The sequence below is a fragment of the Paracoccus sp. J55 genome (assembly GCF_000513975.1).
Lineage (GTDB): Bacteria > Pseudomonadota > Alphaproteobacteria > Rhodobacterales > Rhodobacteraceae > Paracoccus.
Window position 1 is genome coordinate 41,973 of the sequence record NZ_AZVA01000001.1, and the last position, 15,326, is coordinate 57,298.

Below are 15,326 nucleotides of genomic sequence, written 5' to 3' on the forward strand. Positions count from 1 at the left end.
CCATGAGCCTGAGCAAGGACGAGCTGATCCGCTACATCCGCAGCGAGCTGAACATCGACACGCCGCTGGAGGGCGATACCGAACTCTTCTCGACCGGGATGCTGGATTCGGTGGCGATGGTCGGGCTGATTTCCTTCGTCGAGCAGCATGCCGGCGTGCGGGTGCAGCCCGGCGACGTGACGCTGGACAATTTCGACACGGTCGACGCCATCCTCGCCTATGTGCAATCCCTTGACTGATGCGGCGACTGATCCGGCGACCGATCCGGCCGCGCTGGACCGGCAGCTGGCCGAGGCCGCCGCGCGTTTCGGCACCCCCGCCTATGTCTATGCCACCGACGAGATCGAGGCCCGGCTCGCGCATCTGCGCGCGCATCTGGGGCGCTGGTTCGCCGTCAGCTTCGCGGTCAAGAGCAACCCGAACCCGGCCCTGCTGGACTGGATGCGGGGCCGGCTGGACTATCTCGACATCTCCTCGGGCGGCGAATTCGCGCTGAGCCAGGAGGCGGGCTGGGATGCGGCGAAGGTCAGCTTCACCGGCCCGGCCAAGCGCGATGCCGAGCTGCGCCCCGCCATCGGGGCGGGCCTGGGCGAGCTGGTGCTGGAAAGCCTGCGCGAGGCGCGGCTGGCCGATGCCATCGCCGCCGAGCTGGGCCGCGTCCAGCCGGTGCTGATCCGCCTCGCGCCGGCGCGGGTGCCCAAGGGCTTCGGCGACCAGATGGCCGGCCGGCCCAGCCCCTTCGGCATCGATGTCGAGGACGCGGCCGAGATCCTGCCGCAGATCGCCGCCCTGCCGAACCTGCGCATCATCGGGCTGCACATCTATTCCGGCACGCAATGCCTCAAGCCCGAGGCGATCTGCGAGAACTGGCGCATCTTCATGCAGGTGTTTTCTGACACCTGCGCGGCGCTGGACCTGAACCCCGAGAAGCTGATCTTCGGCGCCGGGCTGGGCATCCCCTACCACCCCGGCGACAGCGCGCTGGACCTCGCCGCCATCGCGGCCGAGATCGGCCCCGAACTCGACGCCTTCGCCGCGCATTTTCCCGCGACCCGGCTGGTGCTGGAACTGGGCCGCTACCTGGTCGGGCCGGCGGGCCGGTTCCTGACCCGCGTGGTCTCGGTCAAGCAATCGCGCGGCACGCGAATCGCCATCTGCGACGGCGGGCTGAACGGCAACCTGGCGGCTTCGGGCAATTTCGGCATGGTGCTGCGGCGCAATTACGTCATGCACCGGGTGGGCGGCGACGAGAACGGCGCGCGGCCCGAGGAGAAGCAGGATATTTCCGGCCCGCTCTGCACCTCGATCGACAAGCTGGGCGGCAGCGTCACGCTGCCGCGGCTGGAGGAAGGCGACCTGATCGCCATCCATGCCTGCGGCGCCTATGGGCCGACCGCCAGCCCGCTGCATTTCATCAGCCATCCCACACCCGTCGAGGTGCTGGTCACCGGCGGGCAGATGCGCGACGTGACGCGAATCCGGGACCGCTAGGCCCCGGCGCGGCGCCTCGCGCGGCAGCGCGATAAAATATTCCTGATCTTGGATTTTTGCGTCGTTTTTCTCGACCCGGTCGGTTGTGTTTTCCGGGCCTGCGCGTCTATTATCTGCGCGCACCCCGAACCGGAAAAGGAACACGATGGTCGAACAGAACCTGTTGCTCTTGCTTGTTCTGACGCCATTCGTGTCGGCCGCCCTGGCGGCCACGCTTCCCATAGGGGCACGCAACGCCGAAGCCTGGCTGGCCGGGCTGACGATGATCGTCGTCCTAGTGATCCTGGGCGTGCTCTATCCCGCCGTGACCGAGGGGCAGCACATCACCGGCACCTTCCACTGGGTCAGCTCGATCGGGCTGGACCTGACCTTCCGGATCGACGGCTTTTCCTGGCTGTTCATGGTGCTGGTGGCGGGGATCGGCTTTCTCGTCATCCTCTACGCGCGCTATTACATGTCTCCCGACGACCCGGTGCCGCGGCTTTATTCCTGCCTGCTGGCCTTTTCCGGCGCCATGTCGGGGCTTCTGCTGTCGGGCAACATCATCATGCTGGTGGTGTTCTGGGAACTGACCAGCATCGTGTCCTTCCTGCTGATCGGCTACTGGTTCCAGCGGCAGGACGCCCGCGACGGGGCGCGGATGTCGCTGATCGTGACCGCCTCGGGCGGGCTGTGCCTGATGGTGGCGATGATCATCCTGGGCCAGATCGCCGGCAGCTACGACCTGGACGCGGTGCTGGCCGCGGGGCCGCAGATCACCAGCCACCGGCTTTATCCCGCGGTGCTGATCCTGTTCGTGCTGGGCGCCTTCACCAAATCGGCGCAGTTCCCGTTCCATTTCTGGCTGCCCAACGCCATGGCGGCGCCGACTCCGGTCTCGGCCTATCTGCATTCGGCGACCATGGTGAAGGCCGGGGTCTTCGTGCTGCTGCGCTTCCATCCGGCGCTGGGGGGCACGGATGCCTGGTTCCAGATCGTCACCGGCATCGGCATGACCACGCTGCTGCTGGGCGCGGTGGTGGCGCTGTTCCGCCACGATCTCAAGGGACTGCTGGCCTATTCGACCATCAGTCACCTGGGCCTGATCACCGCGCTGGCCGGGATCGGCAGCCCCTTCGCGCTGATCGCGGCGGTGTTCCACATCGTCAACCATGCGGTCTTCAAGGCCTCGCTGTTCATGGCCGCAGGCATCATCGACCACGAGACCGGCACCCGCGACATGCGCCGCCTGTCGGGCCTGGCCCGGGTGATGCCGGTCACGGCGACGCTGGCGATCATCGCCTCGGGCGCCATGGCCGGGGTGCCGCTGCTCAACGGCTTCCTGTCGAAGGAGATGTTCTTCGAGGCGACCTATGTCTGGAACAACGGCGGCTCGCTCGACAATTTCGCGCCCTATGTCGCGGTGCTGGCCGGGGCGTTCAGCGCCGCCTATTCGCTGCGCTTCATCGTCACCGTGTTCTTCGGCCCCACCGCCACCGACCTGCCGCGGGAACCGCACGAGCCGCCGCTGCTGATGCGCCTGCCGGTGGCGATCCTGGTGGCGATCTGCCTTGCGGTCGGCATGTTCCCGCAGCAGGTGCTGGGCATCTGGCTGCAGACCGCCAGCATGGCCGTGGTCGGCCCGGAACTGCCGCATTTCAGCCTGAAGGTCTGGCACGGCGTCACCCCGCCCCTGATCATGAGCCTGATCGCCATGTCGCTGGGCGCGCTGCTCTATCTGCTGCCGCGCCGGCTGATCGATTCGGGCGAGGACGGCACGCGGCTGATGCGGCGGCTGGACTTCGCGCGCGGCTTCGACTGGCTGCTGCAGGTCTTCACCATCCGCCTGCCGCGATTCGCGTTGCGGGTGCTGTCCACCAACACGCTGCAGACGCAGCTGCGGGTCATGGTGCTGCTGTCGCTGGCCGGGTCCTGGTTCGTGCTGCGCCTGCTGGACTGGAACGTGCCGATGCCCGAGATCGGCGCCAGCGAGCTGGTCTTTGCCCTGTTGTGGCTGGTCGGCGGCACCTGCGCCGTCGGCGCCGCCTGGCAGGCCAAGTATCACCGTTTCGCGGCCCTGGTGCTGATGGGCGGCGCCGGGCTGGTGACCTGCGCCACCTTCGTCTGGCTTTCGGCCCCCGACCTGGCCGTGACCCAGCTGCTGGTCGAGATCGCCACCACCACGCTCTTGCTGCTGGGCCTGCGCTGGCTGCCCAAGCGCGACGAGGAGATCCCCGGCGACAACACGCTGGTCGCCCGGGCACGCCGCAGCCGCGACCTGCTGATCGCGCTGGCCTGCGGCACCGGCATGACGGCGCTGGCGCTGGCGGTGCTGCTGACCCCGCCCGGCGCCTCGGTCGGCGACTGGTTCCTGCGCAACGCCTATGTCGAGGGGGGCGGCACCAATGTCGTCAACGTCATCCTGGTCGATTTCCGCGCCTTCGACACCTTCGGCGAGATCACCGTGCTCGCCATCGTCGGGCTGACGGTCTATGCGCTCTTGCGCCGCTTCCGCCCGGCGCCGGAAAGCGTCGAGCGCCCGCGCCCGCAGCTTGACGCCGAGGAACAGGCGCTGGAGGCCTATCTCTTCGTGCCCTCGGTGCTGATGCAATGGATGTTCGCGCCGATTATCGCGCTGTCGGCCTATCTGTTCTTCCGCGGCCATGACCTGCCGGGCGGAGGCTTCGCCGCCGGCGTCACCCTGGCGGTGGGCCTGCTGCTGCAATATGTGGCCGCCAATGTGCGCTGGGTCGAGGCGCGGATCACCGTGCTGCCGGTGCGCTGGATGGCCTCGGGCCTGACCATCTCGGCGGCGGTGGGGGCCGGGTCCTGGATCTTCGGCTATCCCTTCCTCAGCGCGCATGCGCAGTATCTGGACATCCCGGTGATCGGCAAGGTGCCGTTCTCGACCGCGATGCTGTTCGATTTCGGGGTGTTCTCGCTGGTGCTGGGCGCCATCGTGCTGATGCTGATCGCCATCGCCCACCAGTCGCTGCGCGTCGCCCCCCGCGCCCGCACGGCCGAAGCCAGCGAGGAGACGAGCGAATGGAACTGATCCTGGCCCTTGCCATCGGCGTGCTGGTCGGCTCCGGCGTCTGGCTGCTGCTGCGCCCGCGCTCCTATCAGGTCATCGTCGGGCTGTGCCTGCTGGCCTATGGCGTGAACCTGTTCATCTTCGCCATGGGCCGGCTCTATGTCGGCGCCGCGCCGATCATGCCCAAGGGCGGCTTTGTCGATCCGACCGCCTATGCCGACCCGTTGCCGCAGGCGCTGGTGCTGACCGCCATCGTCATCAGCTTCGCCACCACCGCGCTGTTTCTCGTCCTGATGATCGCCTCGCGCGGGGTAAGCGGCACCGACCATGTCGACGGCAGGGAGCGCGAATGATGAACAACGGCACCACGCCCGACCATCTGATGATCGCGCCGATCCTGATCCCGCTGGTGGCGGGGGCGATCATGCTGTTCTACAGCGACCGCAACCGGCAGACCAAGCTGATCATGGGGCTCGTGGCGGTCGGGCTGACCTTCCTCGCCTCGGTCGAGCTGATGGCCGACGTGAAATCCGCCACCGAACAGGGCGGCACCGTGGTCGGGCTCTACCGGCTGGGCGACTGGCCGGTGCCCATCGGCATCGTGCTGGTGCTGGACCGGCTGTCGGCGATGATGGTGATGCTGACGGCGCTGCTGGCTGCGCCCTCGCTGATCTATGCCGCCGCCGGCTGGCACGGCAAGGGCCAGCATTACCACAGCATGTTCCAGTTCCTGCTGGCCGGGGTCAACGGTTCGTTCCTGACCGGGGACCTGTTCAACCTCTTCGTCTTCTTCGAGGTGATGCTGGCCGCCTCCTACGGTCTGATGCTGCACGGCTCGGGCCCCGAGCGGATCAAGGCCGGGCTGCATTACCTGGCGGTGAACCTCGCGGCCTCGCTGTTCTTCCTGATCGGGGTGGCGCTGGTCTACGGCACCACCGGCACGCTGAACATGGCCGATATCGGCCGGGCCCTCTACTGGCTCAACGATGCCGAGCGGCTGCTGTTCCATGCCGCCGCCACCTTTCTGGGGCTGGCCTTCCTGATCAAGGCGGCCGCCTGGCCGCTGTGCTTCTGGCTGCCCTCGACCTATGGCTCGGCTTCGCCGCCCGCGGCGGCGATCATGGCGATCATGACCAAGGTCGGGATCTATGTCATCCTGCGGCTGTCGCTGCTGGTGCTGGGGCCGGATGCGGGACCCTCGGCGGGGTTCGGCGCGCCGGTGCTGATGATCGGCGGCGTGCTGACCATGGGCTTCGGCATGATCGGCATCCTCGGCACCCCGGACCTGTCGCGCAAGGGCGGCTATCTGGCGATCATCTCCTCGGGCACGGTGCTGGCCTCGATCGGCTTCGCCCAGGCCGGCGGCGGCAGCTCGATGCTGGGGGGCGCGCTTTACTACATGGTCGGCTCGACCGCGGCGATCTCGGCCTTCTTCCTGATCGCCGAGCCGGTCAGCCGCAACGACGAGGGCGACGACGACGCCCCAACCGAGGGGGACGGCTTCGACCCGCTCAGCGAACGCTGGGCGCCGATGGGCCTGGACACGGTCGAGGACGCCCCGGCCCCGGCCAGCCATCGCACGGTTAGCTGGCTGACCATGGCCATCTGCTTCAGCCTGGTGGCGGCGATGATCGCCGGCCTGCCGCCGATGCCCGGCTTCATCGGCAAGTTCGCCATCCTGCGCGGTGCGGTGCAGGACAACCTGCCCGCCGCCGGCCATCTGCCGCTGATCCTGTGGACCTATGCCGCCATGCTGATCCTGTCCGGCCTCGGGGCGCTGATCTCGCTGATGCGCTTCGGCATCCGGCGCTTCTGGGCCGAAGAGGGTCCGACGCCGCGCATCCTGGCGCTCGAGGTCGTGCCGGTGGTCATGCTCTTGGGCATGATCGCGGTGCAGACCGTGCGGTCCGAGGCGCTGCTGGGCTATACCAGCGCCACCGCCAGCGCGCTGCTCGAGCCCGGCGTCTATCGCAAGGCGGTTCTGGCCGAGGCGCAGGACATTCGCTCGGCCCCCGCGCAGAACCTTGCCCCCGATCCGCAGCCCGGCAACGACGGGGAGGAGACGGAATGAGCCGGCTCGTTCCCCATCCCCTGCTCTCGGCCGCGCTGGTGGTGATGTGGCTGTTCCTGACCGCCTTCACCCTGGGCCATCTGCTGCTCGGCACGCTGATCGCGCTGGGGGCGGGCTGGTCGGTCGAGCATCTGCACCCGCCGAAGCCGGCATTCCGGCGCTGGCTGGCGATCCCGAAGCTGATGGCGATCGTGGCGGTGGACATCCTGCGCTCGAACATCACCGTGGCGCGGGTGCTGCTCCTGGGGCCCGACCATCCGAAATACAACTCGGGCTTCGTCGAGCTGACCCTGGCCCTGCGCGACCCCAATGCCATCGCGGTGCTGGCGATCATCCTGACCGGCACGCCCGGCACCGCCTGGATCGAGTTCGACCAGGAGGAAGGCCGGCTGCTGCTGCATGTCCTCGACCTGCGCAGCGACGCCGACTGGCAGAGCCTGATCCACGACCGCTACGAGACGCTGCTGATGGAGATATTCGAATGACCGCCGAGATCCTGCGTTTCGCCCTGGGCTATGCCCAGATCGCCCTGATCCTGGCGCTGGCGCTGGCCTGCTGGCGCATGCTTTGCGGCCCGCGCGCCCAGGATCGCGTGCTGGGGCTGGATACCATGTATATCAACGCCATGCTGCTGTTTCTGGTCATCGGCATGGTCAACGGCAATGTCTTCTTCTTCGAGGGCGCGCTGGTCATCGCCGTGCTGGGCTTCGTCACCACGGTCTGCGCGGCCAAGTTCCTGATGCGCGGCGAGGTGATCGAATGACGCATCTGCACCAGCTGCCGCCCTGGGCCGCGCTTGTCGTGGCGCTGTTCGTGGTGATCGGGGCCACGCTGACCCTGCTGGGCGGGGTCGGGCTGGTGCGGCTGAAAAGCTTCTACCAGCGGCTACACGCACCGACGCTGGGCTACAGCTACGGCACGCTGCTGATCATCCTCGCCTCGATGCTGATGTTCTCGCTGGCCGAGGGGCGGGCGGTGGTGCACGAGCTGATGATCGGTATCTTCATCATGGCCACCACCCCGATCACCCTGCTGATGCTGGGCCGCGCCGCGCTGCGCCGGGACCGCGACCGCAAACTGGGCCATAACGAGGCGGTGCCGCCCCGCCGCCGCACCGAACCGCCGCCCCTCGACGATATCGAGGCCGAAGCCGAGGCGGGAACCGATGCGGAGGCCGAGGCCGAGACCGGAGAGCCGCGCCCCTAGCGCGAGTCCGCCAGGACCTGCCGCAGCAGCGCCGGCTGGACCGCATCGGTGACGAAGGCCTGGCCGATGCCGCGCGCCAGGACGAAGCGCAGCTTTCCGTCCTGCACCTTCTTGTCCTGCGCCATCAGCGCGATCAGCGCCTCGTCATCCGGCAACTCGCCCGGAATGTCGCGGATGCGCGCCGGCAGGCCCATGGCGGCGAAATGCGCGGCGACGCGCGACGGCGCCTCCTGGCTGCACAGGCCCATCCGCGCGGACAGCTCGAAGGCCAGGGTGCAGCCGATGGCCACGCCTTCGCCATGCAGCAGCCGGTCGGAATAGCCGGTCGCCGATTCCAGCGCATGGCCGAAGGTATGGCCCAGATTCAGCAGCGCGCGCTCGCCCTGCTCGGTCTCGTCGCGCTGGACGATGCCGGCCTTCATCGCCACCGAATGGCGCACGGCGCACTGGCGCAACGCCGGATCGCGGGCCAGCGCCGTGGCATTGGCCTCGAGCCAGCCGAAGAAATCCTCGTCGCCCAGAAGCCCGTATTTCGCCACCTCGCCATAGCCGGCGCGGAAATCGCGCGGCGCCAGCGTGCCCAGCACGTCGATATCGGCCAGGACCAGCGCCGGCTGGTGGAAGGCGCCGATCAGGTTCTTGCCCTGCGGGCTGTTGATGCCGGTCTTGCCGCCCACCGAGCTGTCAACCTGCGCCAGCAGCGTGGTCGGAATTTGCACGAAGCGCACGCCGCGGCGCAGGATCGCGGCGGCGAATCCGGCCAGATCGCCGATCACCCCGCCGCCAAGCGCGATGACCAGATCCTTGCGCTCGACCTTCTGCGCCAGCAGCCATTCCACGGCGCGGCCCAGCTCGGCCCAGGATTTCGTGGCCTCGCCCGCGGGCAAGGCCAGCGCCGGCGCGGCGATGCCGTGCCGGGCCAGCGCCTCGCGCAGCGCCGGCAGGTGCAGGCCGGCGACCGTCTCGTCGGTCAGGATGGCGACGCGGCGCTTGCCGGCCAGCGCGACGATCTCGTCGCCGGCGCGCGCCAGCAGGCCCTGGCCGATGCGCACGTCATAGGAACGCGCACCCAGATCCACGTGAACGGTGTCGATGCTCATTTATCCTCCAGGATCGCCGGATCATGCGCGCCGATGGCGGCCAGCACGCGATTTGCCGTCTGCTCGATGCTGTCGCCGCGTTGCGCGGGGACGCGGATATCGGCCAGCGCATAGACCGGGCTGCGCTCGGCCAGCAGCCGCTCGAGCGTGCCGCGCGGGTCGGGAGTCTGCAGCAGGGGCCGGGTCGGCCGGTGCCGGACCCGGTGCCAGAGCGTCTCGAGATCGCAGTCCAGCCAGACCGAGACGCCTTCGCCGCCGATGCGGGCACGGTTCTCGGGGCGCAGCCAGGCGCCGCCGCCGGTCGAGACGATGCCGGGGCCCGAGGCCAGCACCCGGCCCAGCACCTCCGATTCGCGGGCGCGGAAGAACTCCTCGCCGTCGCGGGCAAAGATTTCCGGGATGGTCATTGCGGCGGCGCGCTCGATCTCGGCGTCGGTGTCGTGGAACGGCCGGCGCAGGCGGCGCGCAAGCTCGCCCCCGATCGCGGTCTTTCCCGCCCCCATCATCCCGATCAGCACGATGTTACGCCGCATCACCACCCGCATCCCGCCTTTTGCAACCGGAGTGACTGATGGCGTGATCTTTCGGGAAATGCCATATATATTTCGCGCGAGCCGGCAGCAGACCGGCATTCCTGATCGAGGCGGAAGGGGCATTTCATGCGGCTTTTGAAGGTGGTGGTGGTTCTGGTCATCCTGATTCTGGCGGGCCTGGCCGGCTATGCCTATTTCGGCGACATGAGCTCGGACCCGCGCGAGATGCGGATGCCGGTCGAGCTGGACCTGGGCGCCGAGACCCCGGCCCCGGCCGCCGAGCCCGCCGCCGGCAATCCTGCCGGAGCCGCAACCGCCGCGGCGACCGGCGATGCCGGCCCGTCCGGGGCCGATGCGGGGGCTGGGCAAGATGACCTCGACTGACAGCTCCGGCCTGGCCCGCGCCCTGATCTGCGCCGTGGCGGCGGGGCTGGCGCTGGCCCAGCCGGCCGGGGCCAAACCGCCGCTTTCGGCCAGCGACTGGCTGTCGGGCAGCGTGCAGGAGCCGGGCAGCATCTCCTCATGGCGGCCCGGCGATCCGCGGCCGCCCGAGCTCAAGCGCCGGTCCAAGCGCGACATTGCCCCGACCGGCGCGGTCGAGCCGGTCGGGGTGACCCGGCTGGGCGAGGGCAATCCCGACGGCAAGGGCACCGTCTCGCCCCGGGCGGCGGGACTGCCGGCGGATCTCTGGGGCGACAGCGACGCGGCGGTGCTGGTGCGGCTGATCCGCAGCTCGAACCCGCGCCTGCCGGCGCTGCGGCGGCTGGAGCGGCGGCTGCTGGCCGCACAGCTGCGCCCGCCCCGGACCGAGGCCGGGCAGGAAGGCGCGCTGTTCCTGGCGCGGGTGGACAAGCTTCTGGACATGGGCGCGACCGGCGCCGCCAAGGAGCTGCTGAAGGCGGCCGGTCCCGGCGATCCGGAACGCTTCCGGCGCCTTTTCGACATCGCGCTGCTGTCCGGCGACGAGGCGCATGCCTGCGAGATCATGGACCGCACCCCCGGGGTCGCCCCCAGCTTCCCGGCACGGATCTTCTGCCTGGCGCTCGGCGGCGACTGGACCGCCGCCGCGCTGGTCTTTCACGGCGCCGAAACCATGGGCCGGATCGACCCGCAGATGGCGGCGCTGCTGGCGCAATATCTCGACGACGGCTATTCCGACAGCAGCGAGGAACTGGTGCCGCCGCAGGTGGTGACGCCGCTGGAGCTGCGCCTGCACGAGGCGATCGGCCAGCCCCTGCCCTCGTCCAGCCTGCCGCTGGCCTTCGCCCTGGCCGACCTGGACCAGAACGAAGGCTGGAAGGCCCGGCTGGACGCGGCCGAGCGGCTGGCGCGGGCCGGCGCCATCCCGGCCTCGCAGCTGCGCATGATCTATCTGGAGCAGAAGCCCGCCGCCTCGGGCGGGGTCTGGGACCGCGCCGCGGCCGTGCAGGCGCTGGCCGATGCGCTGCTGCTGCGCGACGCGGATGCGGTGGCGCGGACCCTGCCCGCCGCCTTCGACGCCATGGTCCAGGCCGGCCTCGGCCCGGCGCTGGCCGATATGGTCGGGGCCGAGGTCGGGGCGCTGGGGCTGGACGGCAGGCCCGGGCAGATCGCGCTCTGGCTGGCGCTGCAGGCCGCGCAGCCGCAGGTGGCGCAGAACCCGCCCGCCGATGCCGAGCCCTTCGACCTGTGGCTCTTGCGCTTTGCCGAGGGCGAGCCCGAATCCGCGCCGCCCCCGGGCGAGGGCGAGCCGCGCGCGGCGCAGCTTTTCCCCGCCTTTCTGGGCCCTTCGGAACAGGACCTGCCGCAGGGCGCGGCGCAGCTGATCCTGGCAAACCGCCGGGGCGAGGCGCTGCTGGCCGCCCTTGCCGACGTGGATGCCGGGCTTGACGGCGACCTGCCGCGCGCGGCGCAGGGCCTGCGCGTGCTGCGGGTGCTGGGCCAGCAGGAGATCGCGCGTCAGGCCGCGGTCGAGCTGGTCCTGGCCCCGGTGATGACGCCCGGACCGGGCGGCGGCGCACCGTGAGCGGCGGCCGGCTTGGCGATCAGGGCCGGATCTCGGCCTTTCTCGACGCGCAGGCGGCCGAGGCGGGGGCGGCGCGCAACACGCTGCTGGCCTATGGCCGCGACCTGAAGGATTTCGCCGGCTGGCTTGCGGCGCGCGGCGGCAGCCTGCTGACCGTCACCCGCGACGGGATCGAGGACTACCTGCTTCATTGCGACGCCCAGGGCCTGTCGCGGGCGACGCGGGCGCGGCGGCTGTCGGCGATCCGGCAGCTGTTCCGCTTCGCGCTCGAAGAAGATTGGCGCGAGGACGATCCGGCCTGCCGCATCAGCGGGCCGGGCCGGATGCAGCGCCTGCCCAAGGTGCTGGACCGCGCCGAGGTGCAGGCCATGCTGGACGCCCTGCCCCGCATCGGCCGCAACGAGACCGAGCGCGCGCGCAACCTGGCGCTGGTCGAGCTGATCTATGCCACCGGCATGCGGGTGAGCGAGCTGGTGTCGCTGCCGGTCGGCGCCTGCCGGGGCGATCCGGCGCTGCTGCTCATCCGGGGCAAGGGCGGCAAGGAGCGCATGGTGCCGCTGAGCGATCCGGCCCGCCGGGCGCTCGCCGCCTGGCTGAAGCGCCGCGACGAGGCCCCCGCCGAAAGCCCGCTGGGCCGGCTGGTCGCCGGCAAGGGCGCGCGCTGGCTGTTCCCCGCCGCCAGCCGCGAAGGGCACATGACCCGGCAGGCGATGAACAACCTGCTGGGCCAGCTGGCGCTGGCGGCCGGGATCGACCCGGCCCGCGTCTCGCCGCATGTGATCCGCCACGCCTTCGCCACGCATCTTCTGGAAGGCGGCGCCGACCTGCGCGCCATCCAGACGCTGCTGGGCCATGCCGATCTGGGCACGACCGAGATCTATACCCATGTCATGGACGGGCGGATGCGCGATCTGGTGCTGAACCACCATCCGCTGGCGCGGCGCGGCCGCAACGGGAAAGCGCCATGATCGCCCTGGCCACGGCAGCGGCCGCCGCCGTCCCTGCGCCTGCCGCCGGGTCGGCGTATTACGACCTGGCCTTCTGGCTGACCGGCGCGGCGATCCTGGTGCTGCTGGCCCTCTCGGCCTTCTTCTCGGGCTCCGAGACCGCTTTGACCGCCTCGAGCCGCAGCAAGCTGCGGGCGCGCGCCGACAAGGGCGATGCGGGCGCGCAAAAGGCGCTGGACGTGACCGAGGACAGCGAAAGCCTGATCGGCTCGATCCTGCTGGGCAACAATGTCGTCAACATCCTGGCCGCCAGCCTGGCGACGGCGCTGTTCACCCGGCTGCTGGGCTCGGGCGGCGTGGCGGCGGCGACGCTGGTGATGACCGCGCTGGTGCTGGTCTTTTCCGAGGTGCTGCCCAAGACCTATGCCATCCTGGCGCCCGAGGACCTGGCCAGCCGGGTCGCCCGCCCGATCGGCATCAGCACCCGCATCCTCGCCCCCGTGGTCATGGTGGTGCGGCTGGTGGTGCGCGGCATCCTGGCGCTGTTCGGGGTGCGCGCCGACGATTCCGGCCCCGTCTTTTCCGTCCAGGAAGAGATCGCCGGTGCGCTGGCCATCGCCCAGTCCAGCGGCGCCGTGCAGAAGGAGGAACGCGACCGGCTGATGGGCGCGCTGGACCTTGGCGACCGCTCGGTCGAGGAGATCATGCTGCACCGGTCGCGGATCGAGATGATCGACGCCGACCTTTCCGCCGATGAGGTGCTGGACCGGGTGCTGAAAAGCCCGCATACCCGCCTGCCCGTCTATCGCGGCGAGCGCGAGAACGTCGTCGGCGTGATCCATGCCAAGGACCTGTTGCGCGGGGTGCGCAAGGCGCTGCAGGACAGCGGCCCCGAGGCGCTGCGCAACTTCGACGTGCTCAGCACCGCCATGCCGCCCTATTTCGTGCCCGACACCACCTCGCTGGACGAGCAGATGCGCGAATTCCTGAAACGGCGCACGCATTTCGCGCTGGTGGTGGACGAATACGGCAGCCTGCGCGGGCTGATCACGCTGGAAGACATCCTCGAGGAGATCGTGGGCGAGATCACCGACGAGCATGACATGGAGGCCGCGCAGTCGCTGGTGCCGAACGCCCAGGGCGACTATCTGGTCGACGGCGCCATGACCATCCGCGACCTGAACCGGGCGCTGGACTGGTCGCTGCCCGACGACGAGGCCAATACCGTCGCCGGCCTGGTGATCCACATGGCCCAGTCGATCCCGACGCCGGGCCAGGTGTTCTCGTTCCAGGGCTACCGTTTCGAAGTCGTTGCGCGGCGCGAGAACCGCGTCACCCGGCTGCGCATCCGGCCGCTGGCCGAGACGGCCCCGACCGGCGAGCCCGCCGCCGATCAGTGATCGGCCATGCTGGCGGCGCGCTTGGCGTCCTCGACATCGCCGCCGGTGCCGTTGAAGAAGGCATTCAGCGCCACCGCCGCGATGGTGGCCAGCAGGATGCCCGATTCGACCAGCGGGTGGATGGCATGCGGCATCCATTGCTTGAAATCGGGCGCGATCAGCGGGATCATCCCGAAGCCAAGCGCCACCGCCACCACGAACAGGTTGTTGCGGTTGCCGGCGAAATCCACCGTCGAGAGGATGCGGATCCCCGTCGCCGCCACCATGCCGAACATGACGAGCCCCGCCCCGCCCAGCACCGGGGTCGGCAGCGATTCCACCGCCGCGCCCATCTTGGGCACCAGCCCGAACAGGATCAGGATCAGCCCGCCGGCGACGCAGATATAGCGGCTCTTGATGCCGGTGACGCCGACAAGGCCGACGTTCTGGCTGAAGGAGGTATAGGGGAAGGTGTTGAAGATGCCGCCGATCAGCGTGCCGAGGCCGTCGGTGCGCAGCCCGGCGCTCAGCCGCTGCGGGGTGATCTCGCGGCCGGTCATGTCGCCGAGCGCCAGGAACATGCCCGTCGATTCGATCATCACCACGATCATCACCAGAACCATGGTCACGATCAGCACCGGATCGAAGATCGGCGTGCCGAAATGGAAGGGGGTGACGATGCCGAACCAATGCGCCTCGGCGACCTTCTCGAAGGTCATCTGGCCCAGGGCGATGGTCAGCGCCGCGCCGATCAGCATGCCCAGCAGCACCGCGATATTGGCGACGAAACCGCGGCCGAAGCGCGCGATCAGCAGGATCGCCACCAGCACCACCCCGGAGATGACGATGTTGACGGGCTGGGCGTAAAGCGGGTTCTGCACGCTGGGCGCCGGGGCAAAGCCGTCCGGCAGGGCCGGGACGGCGCCGGTCCCGGCCAGCTCCTTCAGCTGGTTCAGCCAGCCCATGGCGACCGGGTCCACGACCTTGGGTGCGGTCGGCCCGACCGGGTTGCCAAAGATCCAGTTGATCCCCACCCGCATCAGCGTCACGCCGATCACCAGGATGATCGTGCCGGTGACCAGCGGCGGAAAGAATTTCAGCATCCGGCCGACGAAGGGCGCCAGGATCATGGCGACGATCCCCGCGCCGATGATGGCGCCGAAGATCATCCGCGCGCCCTCCGGTCCCGGATAGGCATTCGCCATCGCCACCATCGGCCCGACCGAGGCGAAGGTCACCCCCATCATCACCGGCAGCTGGATGCCGAACCAGCGCGTCATGCCCAGCGACTGGATGATGGTGGCGATGCCGCAGCAGAACAGGTCGGCCGAGATCAGGAAGGCCACGTCCTCGGGCGAGAGCTTCAGCGCCCGGCCGACGATCAGCGGCACGGCCACCGCGCCGGCATACATCACCAAGACGTGCTGCAGGCCCAATGTCGCCATGCGGACCGGCGGCAGGATCTCGTCGACCGGGTCGACCGCGGATGTCGCAACTCGTGCCATCATTTCCCCCTGTTGCCGAAAGGCATTGCTTTTTCTGCCAGATTGCTTGGCCAGCGGGGTTTTGGCAAATCCTTTG

At 69.4% G+C, this 15,326-nt stretch carries 15 protein-coding genes; 12 read left to right on the forward strand and 3 right to left on the reverse strand.

What is annotated here, in order from left to right; translation table 11 throughout:
* The first annotated feature begins 2 nt into the window (after positions 1-2).
* From PARJ55_RS0100205 to mnhG, 8 genes are all read left to right on the forward strand, one after another.
* Positions 3-239, forward strand: coding sequence for an acyl carrier protein (locus tag PARJ55_RS0100205; protein ID WP_028711136.1), 237 nt, complete (start codon positions 3-5; stop codon positions 237-239).
* The gene (locus PARJ55_RS0100210; protein WP_232215642.1) at positions 232-1,491 is read left to right on the forward strand and encodes a type III PLP-dependent enzyme; all 1,260 of its coding nucleotides are present in this window, start codon (positions 232-234) and stop codon (positions 1,489-1,491) included. The genes PARJ55_RS0100205 and PARJ55_RS0100210 overlap by 8 nt, the downstream gene beginning before the upstream one ends.
* A 145-nt stretch (positions 1,492-1,636) precedes the next feature.
* Positions 1,637-4,525, forward strand: a complete 2,889-nt coding sequence (locus PARJ55_RS0100215; protein WP_028711138.1) for a monovalent cation/H+ antiporter subunit A — start codon at positions 1,637-1,639, stop codon at positions 4,523-4,525.
* A complete protein-coding gene (locus PARJ55_RS0100220) occupies positions 4,516-4,857 on the forward strand; it encodes a Na+/H+ antiporter subunit C (RefSeq protein WP_028711139.1) in 342 nt (113 codons plus the stop codon). Before PARJ55_RS0100215 ends, PARJ55_RS0100220 begins: the two co-directional genes overlap by 10 nt.
* Positions 4,854-6,575: a monovalent cation/H+ antiporter subunit D gene (locus tag PARJ55_RS21300; RefSeq protein WP_371256014.1), complete on the forward strand. Its 1,722-nt coding sequence runs from the start codon at positions 4,854-4,856 to the stop codon at positions 6,573-6,575. The genes PARJ55_RS0100220 and PARJ55_RS21300 overlap by 4 nt, the downstream gene beginning before the upstream one ends.
* A complete protein-coding gene (locus tag PARJ55_RS0100230; RefSeq protein WP_028711140.1) occupies positions 6,572-7,060 on the forward strand; it encodes a Na+/H+ antiporter subunit E in 489 nt (162 codons plus the stop codon). The genes PARJ55_RS21300 and PARJ55_RS0100230 overlap by 4 nt, the downstream gene beginning before the upstream one ends.
* A complete protein-coding gene (locus tag PARJ55_RS0100235; protein WP_028711141.1) occupies positions 7,057-7,338 on the forward strand; it encodes a K+/H+ antiporter subunit F in 282 nt (93 codons plus the stop codon). Before PARJ55_RS0100230 ends, PARJ55_RS0100235 begins: the two co-directional genes overlap by 4 nt.
* Positions 7,335-7,781 carry a monovalent cation/H(+) antiporter subunit G gene (mnhG, locus tag PARJ55_RS0100240; RefSeq protein WP_028711142.1) on the forward strand — a complete coding sequence of 149 codons (447 nt, stop codon included), beginning with the start codon at positions 7,335-7,337 and terminating at the stop codon, positions 7,779-7,781. The genes PARJ55_RS0100235 and mnhG overlap by 4 nt, the downstream gene beginning before the upstream one ends.
* Here mnhG and aroB read toward each other — a convergent pair.
* Entirely contained in the window at positions 7,778-8,881 is a 1,104-nt protein-coding gene (aroB, locus tag PARJ55_RS0100245; RefSeq protein WP_028711143.1) for a 3-dehydroquinate synthase, read from the reverse strand. The genes mnhG and aroB overlap by 4 nt on opposite strands.
* A complete protein-coding gene (locus tag PARJ55_RS0100250; RefSeq protein ID WP_256380452.1) occupies positions 8,878-9,426 on the reverse strand; it encodes a shikimate kinase in 549 nt (182 codons plus the stop codon). The genes aroB and PARJ55_RS0100250 overlap by 4 nt, the downstream gene beginning before the upstream one ends.
* 114 nt (positions 9,427-9,540) lie before the next feature.
* Here PARJ55_RS0100250 and PARJ55_RS0100255 point away from each other — a divergent pair, with 114 nt between their 5' ends.
* The 4 genes from PARJ55_RS0100255 to PARJ55_RS0100270 are packed head-to-tail and all read left to right on the forward strand — an operon-like array spanning position 9,541 to position 13,766.
* The gene (locus PARJ55_RS0100255; RefSeq protein ID WP_028711145.1) at positions 9,541-9,798 is read left to right on the forward strand and encodes a hypothetical protein; all 258 of its coding nucleotides are present in this window, start codon (positions 9,541-9,543) and stop codon (positions 9,796-9,798) included.
* On the forward strand, positions 9,785-11,419 hold the full coding sequence (locus tag PARJ55_RS0100260) for a hypothetical protein (protein WP_036699140.1): 1,635 nt from the start codon (positions 9,785-9,787) through the stop codon (positions 11,417-11,419). The genes PARJ55_RS0100255 and PARJ55_RS0100260 overlap by 14 nt, the downstream gene beginning before the upstream one ends.
* The gene (locus tag PARJ55_RS0100265) at positions 11,416-12,387 is read left to right on the forward strand and encodes a tyrosine recombinase (protein WP_028711147.1); all 972 of its coding nucleotides are present in this window, start codon (positions 11,416-11,418) and stop codon (positions 12,385-12,387) included. The genes PARJ55_RS0100260 and PARJ55_RS0100265 overlap by 4 nt, the downstream gene beginning before the upstream one ends.
* On the forward strand, positions 12,384-13,766 hold the full coding sequence (locus PARJ55_RS0100270) for an HlyC/CorC family transporter (protein ID WP_036699125.1): 1,383 nt from the start codon (positions 12,384-12,386) through the stop codon (positions 13,764-13,766). Before PARJ55_RS0100265 ends, PARJ55_RS0100270 begins: the two co-directional genes overlap by 4 nt.
* On the opposite strand, the gene PARJ55_RS0100275 is transcribed toward PARJ55_RS0100270, so the two are convergent.
* On the reverse strand, positions 13,760-15,250 hold the full coding sequence (locus tag PARJ55_RS0100275; protein WP_028711149.1) for a nucleobase:cation symporter-2 family protein: 1,491 nt from the start codon (positions 15,248-15,250) through the stop codon (positions 13,760-13,762). The genes PARJ55_RS0100270 and PARJ55_RS0100275 overlap by 7 nt on opposite strands.
* Positions 15,251-15,326: the final 76 nt, after the last annotated feature.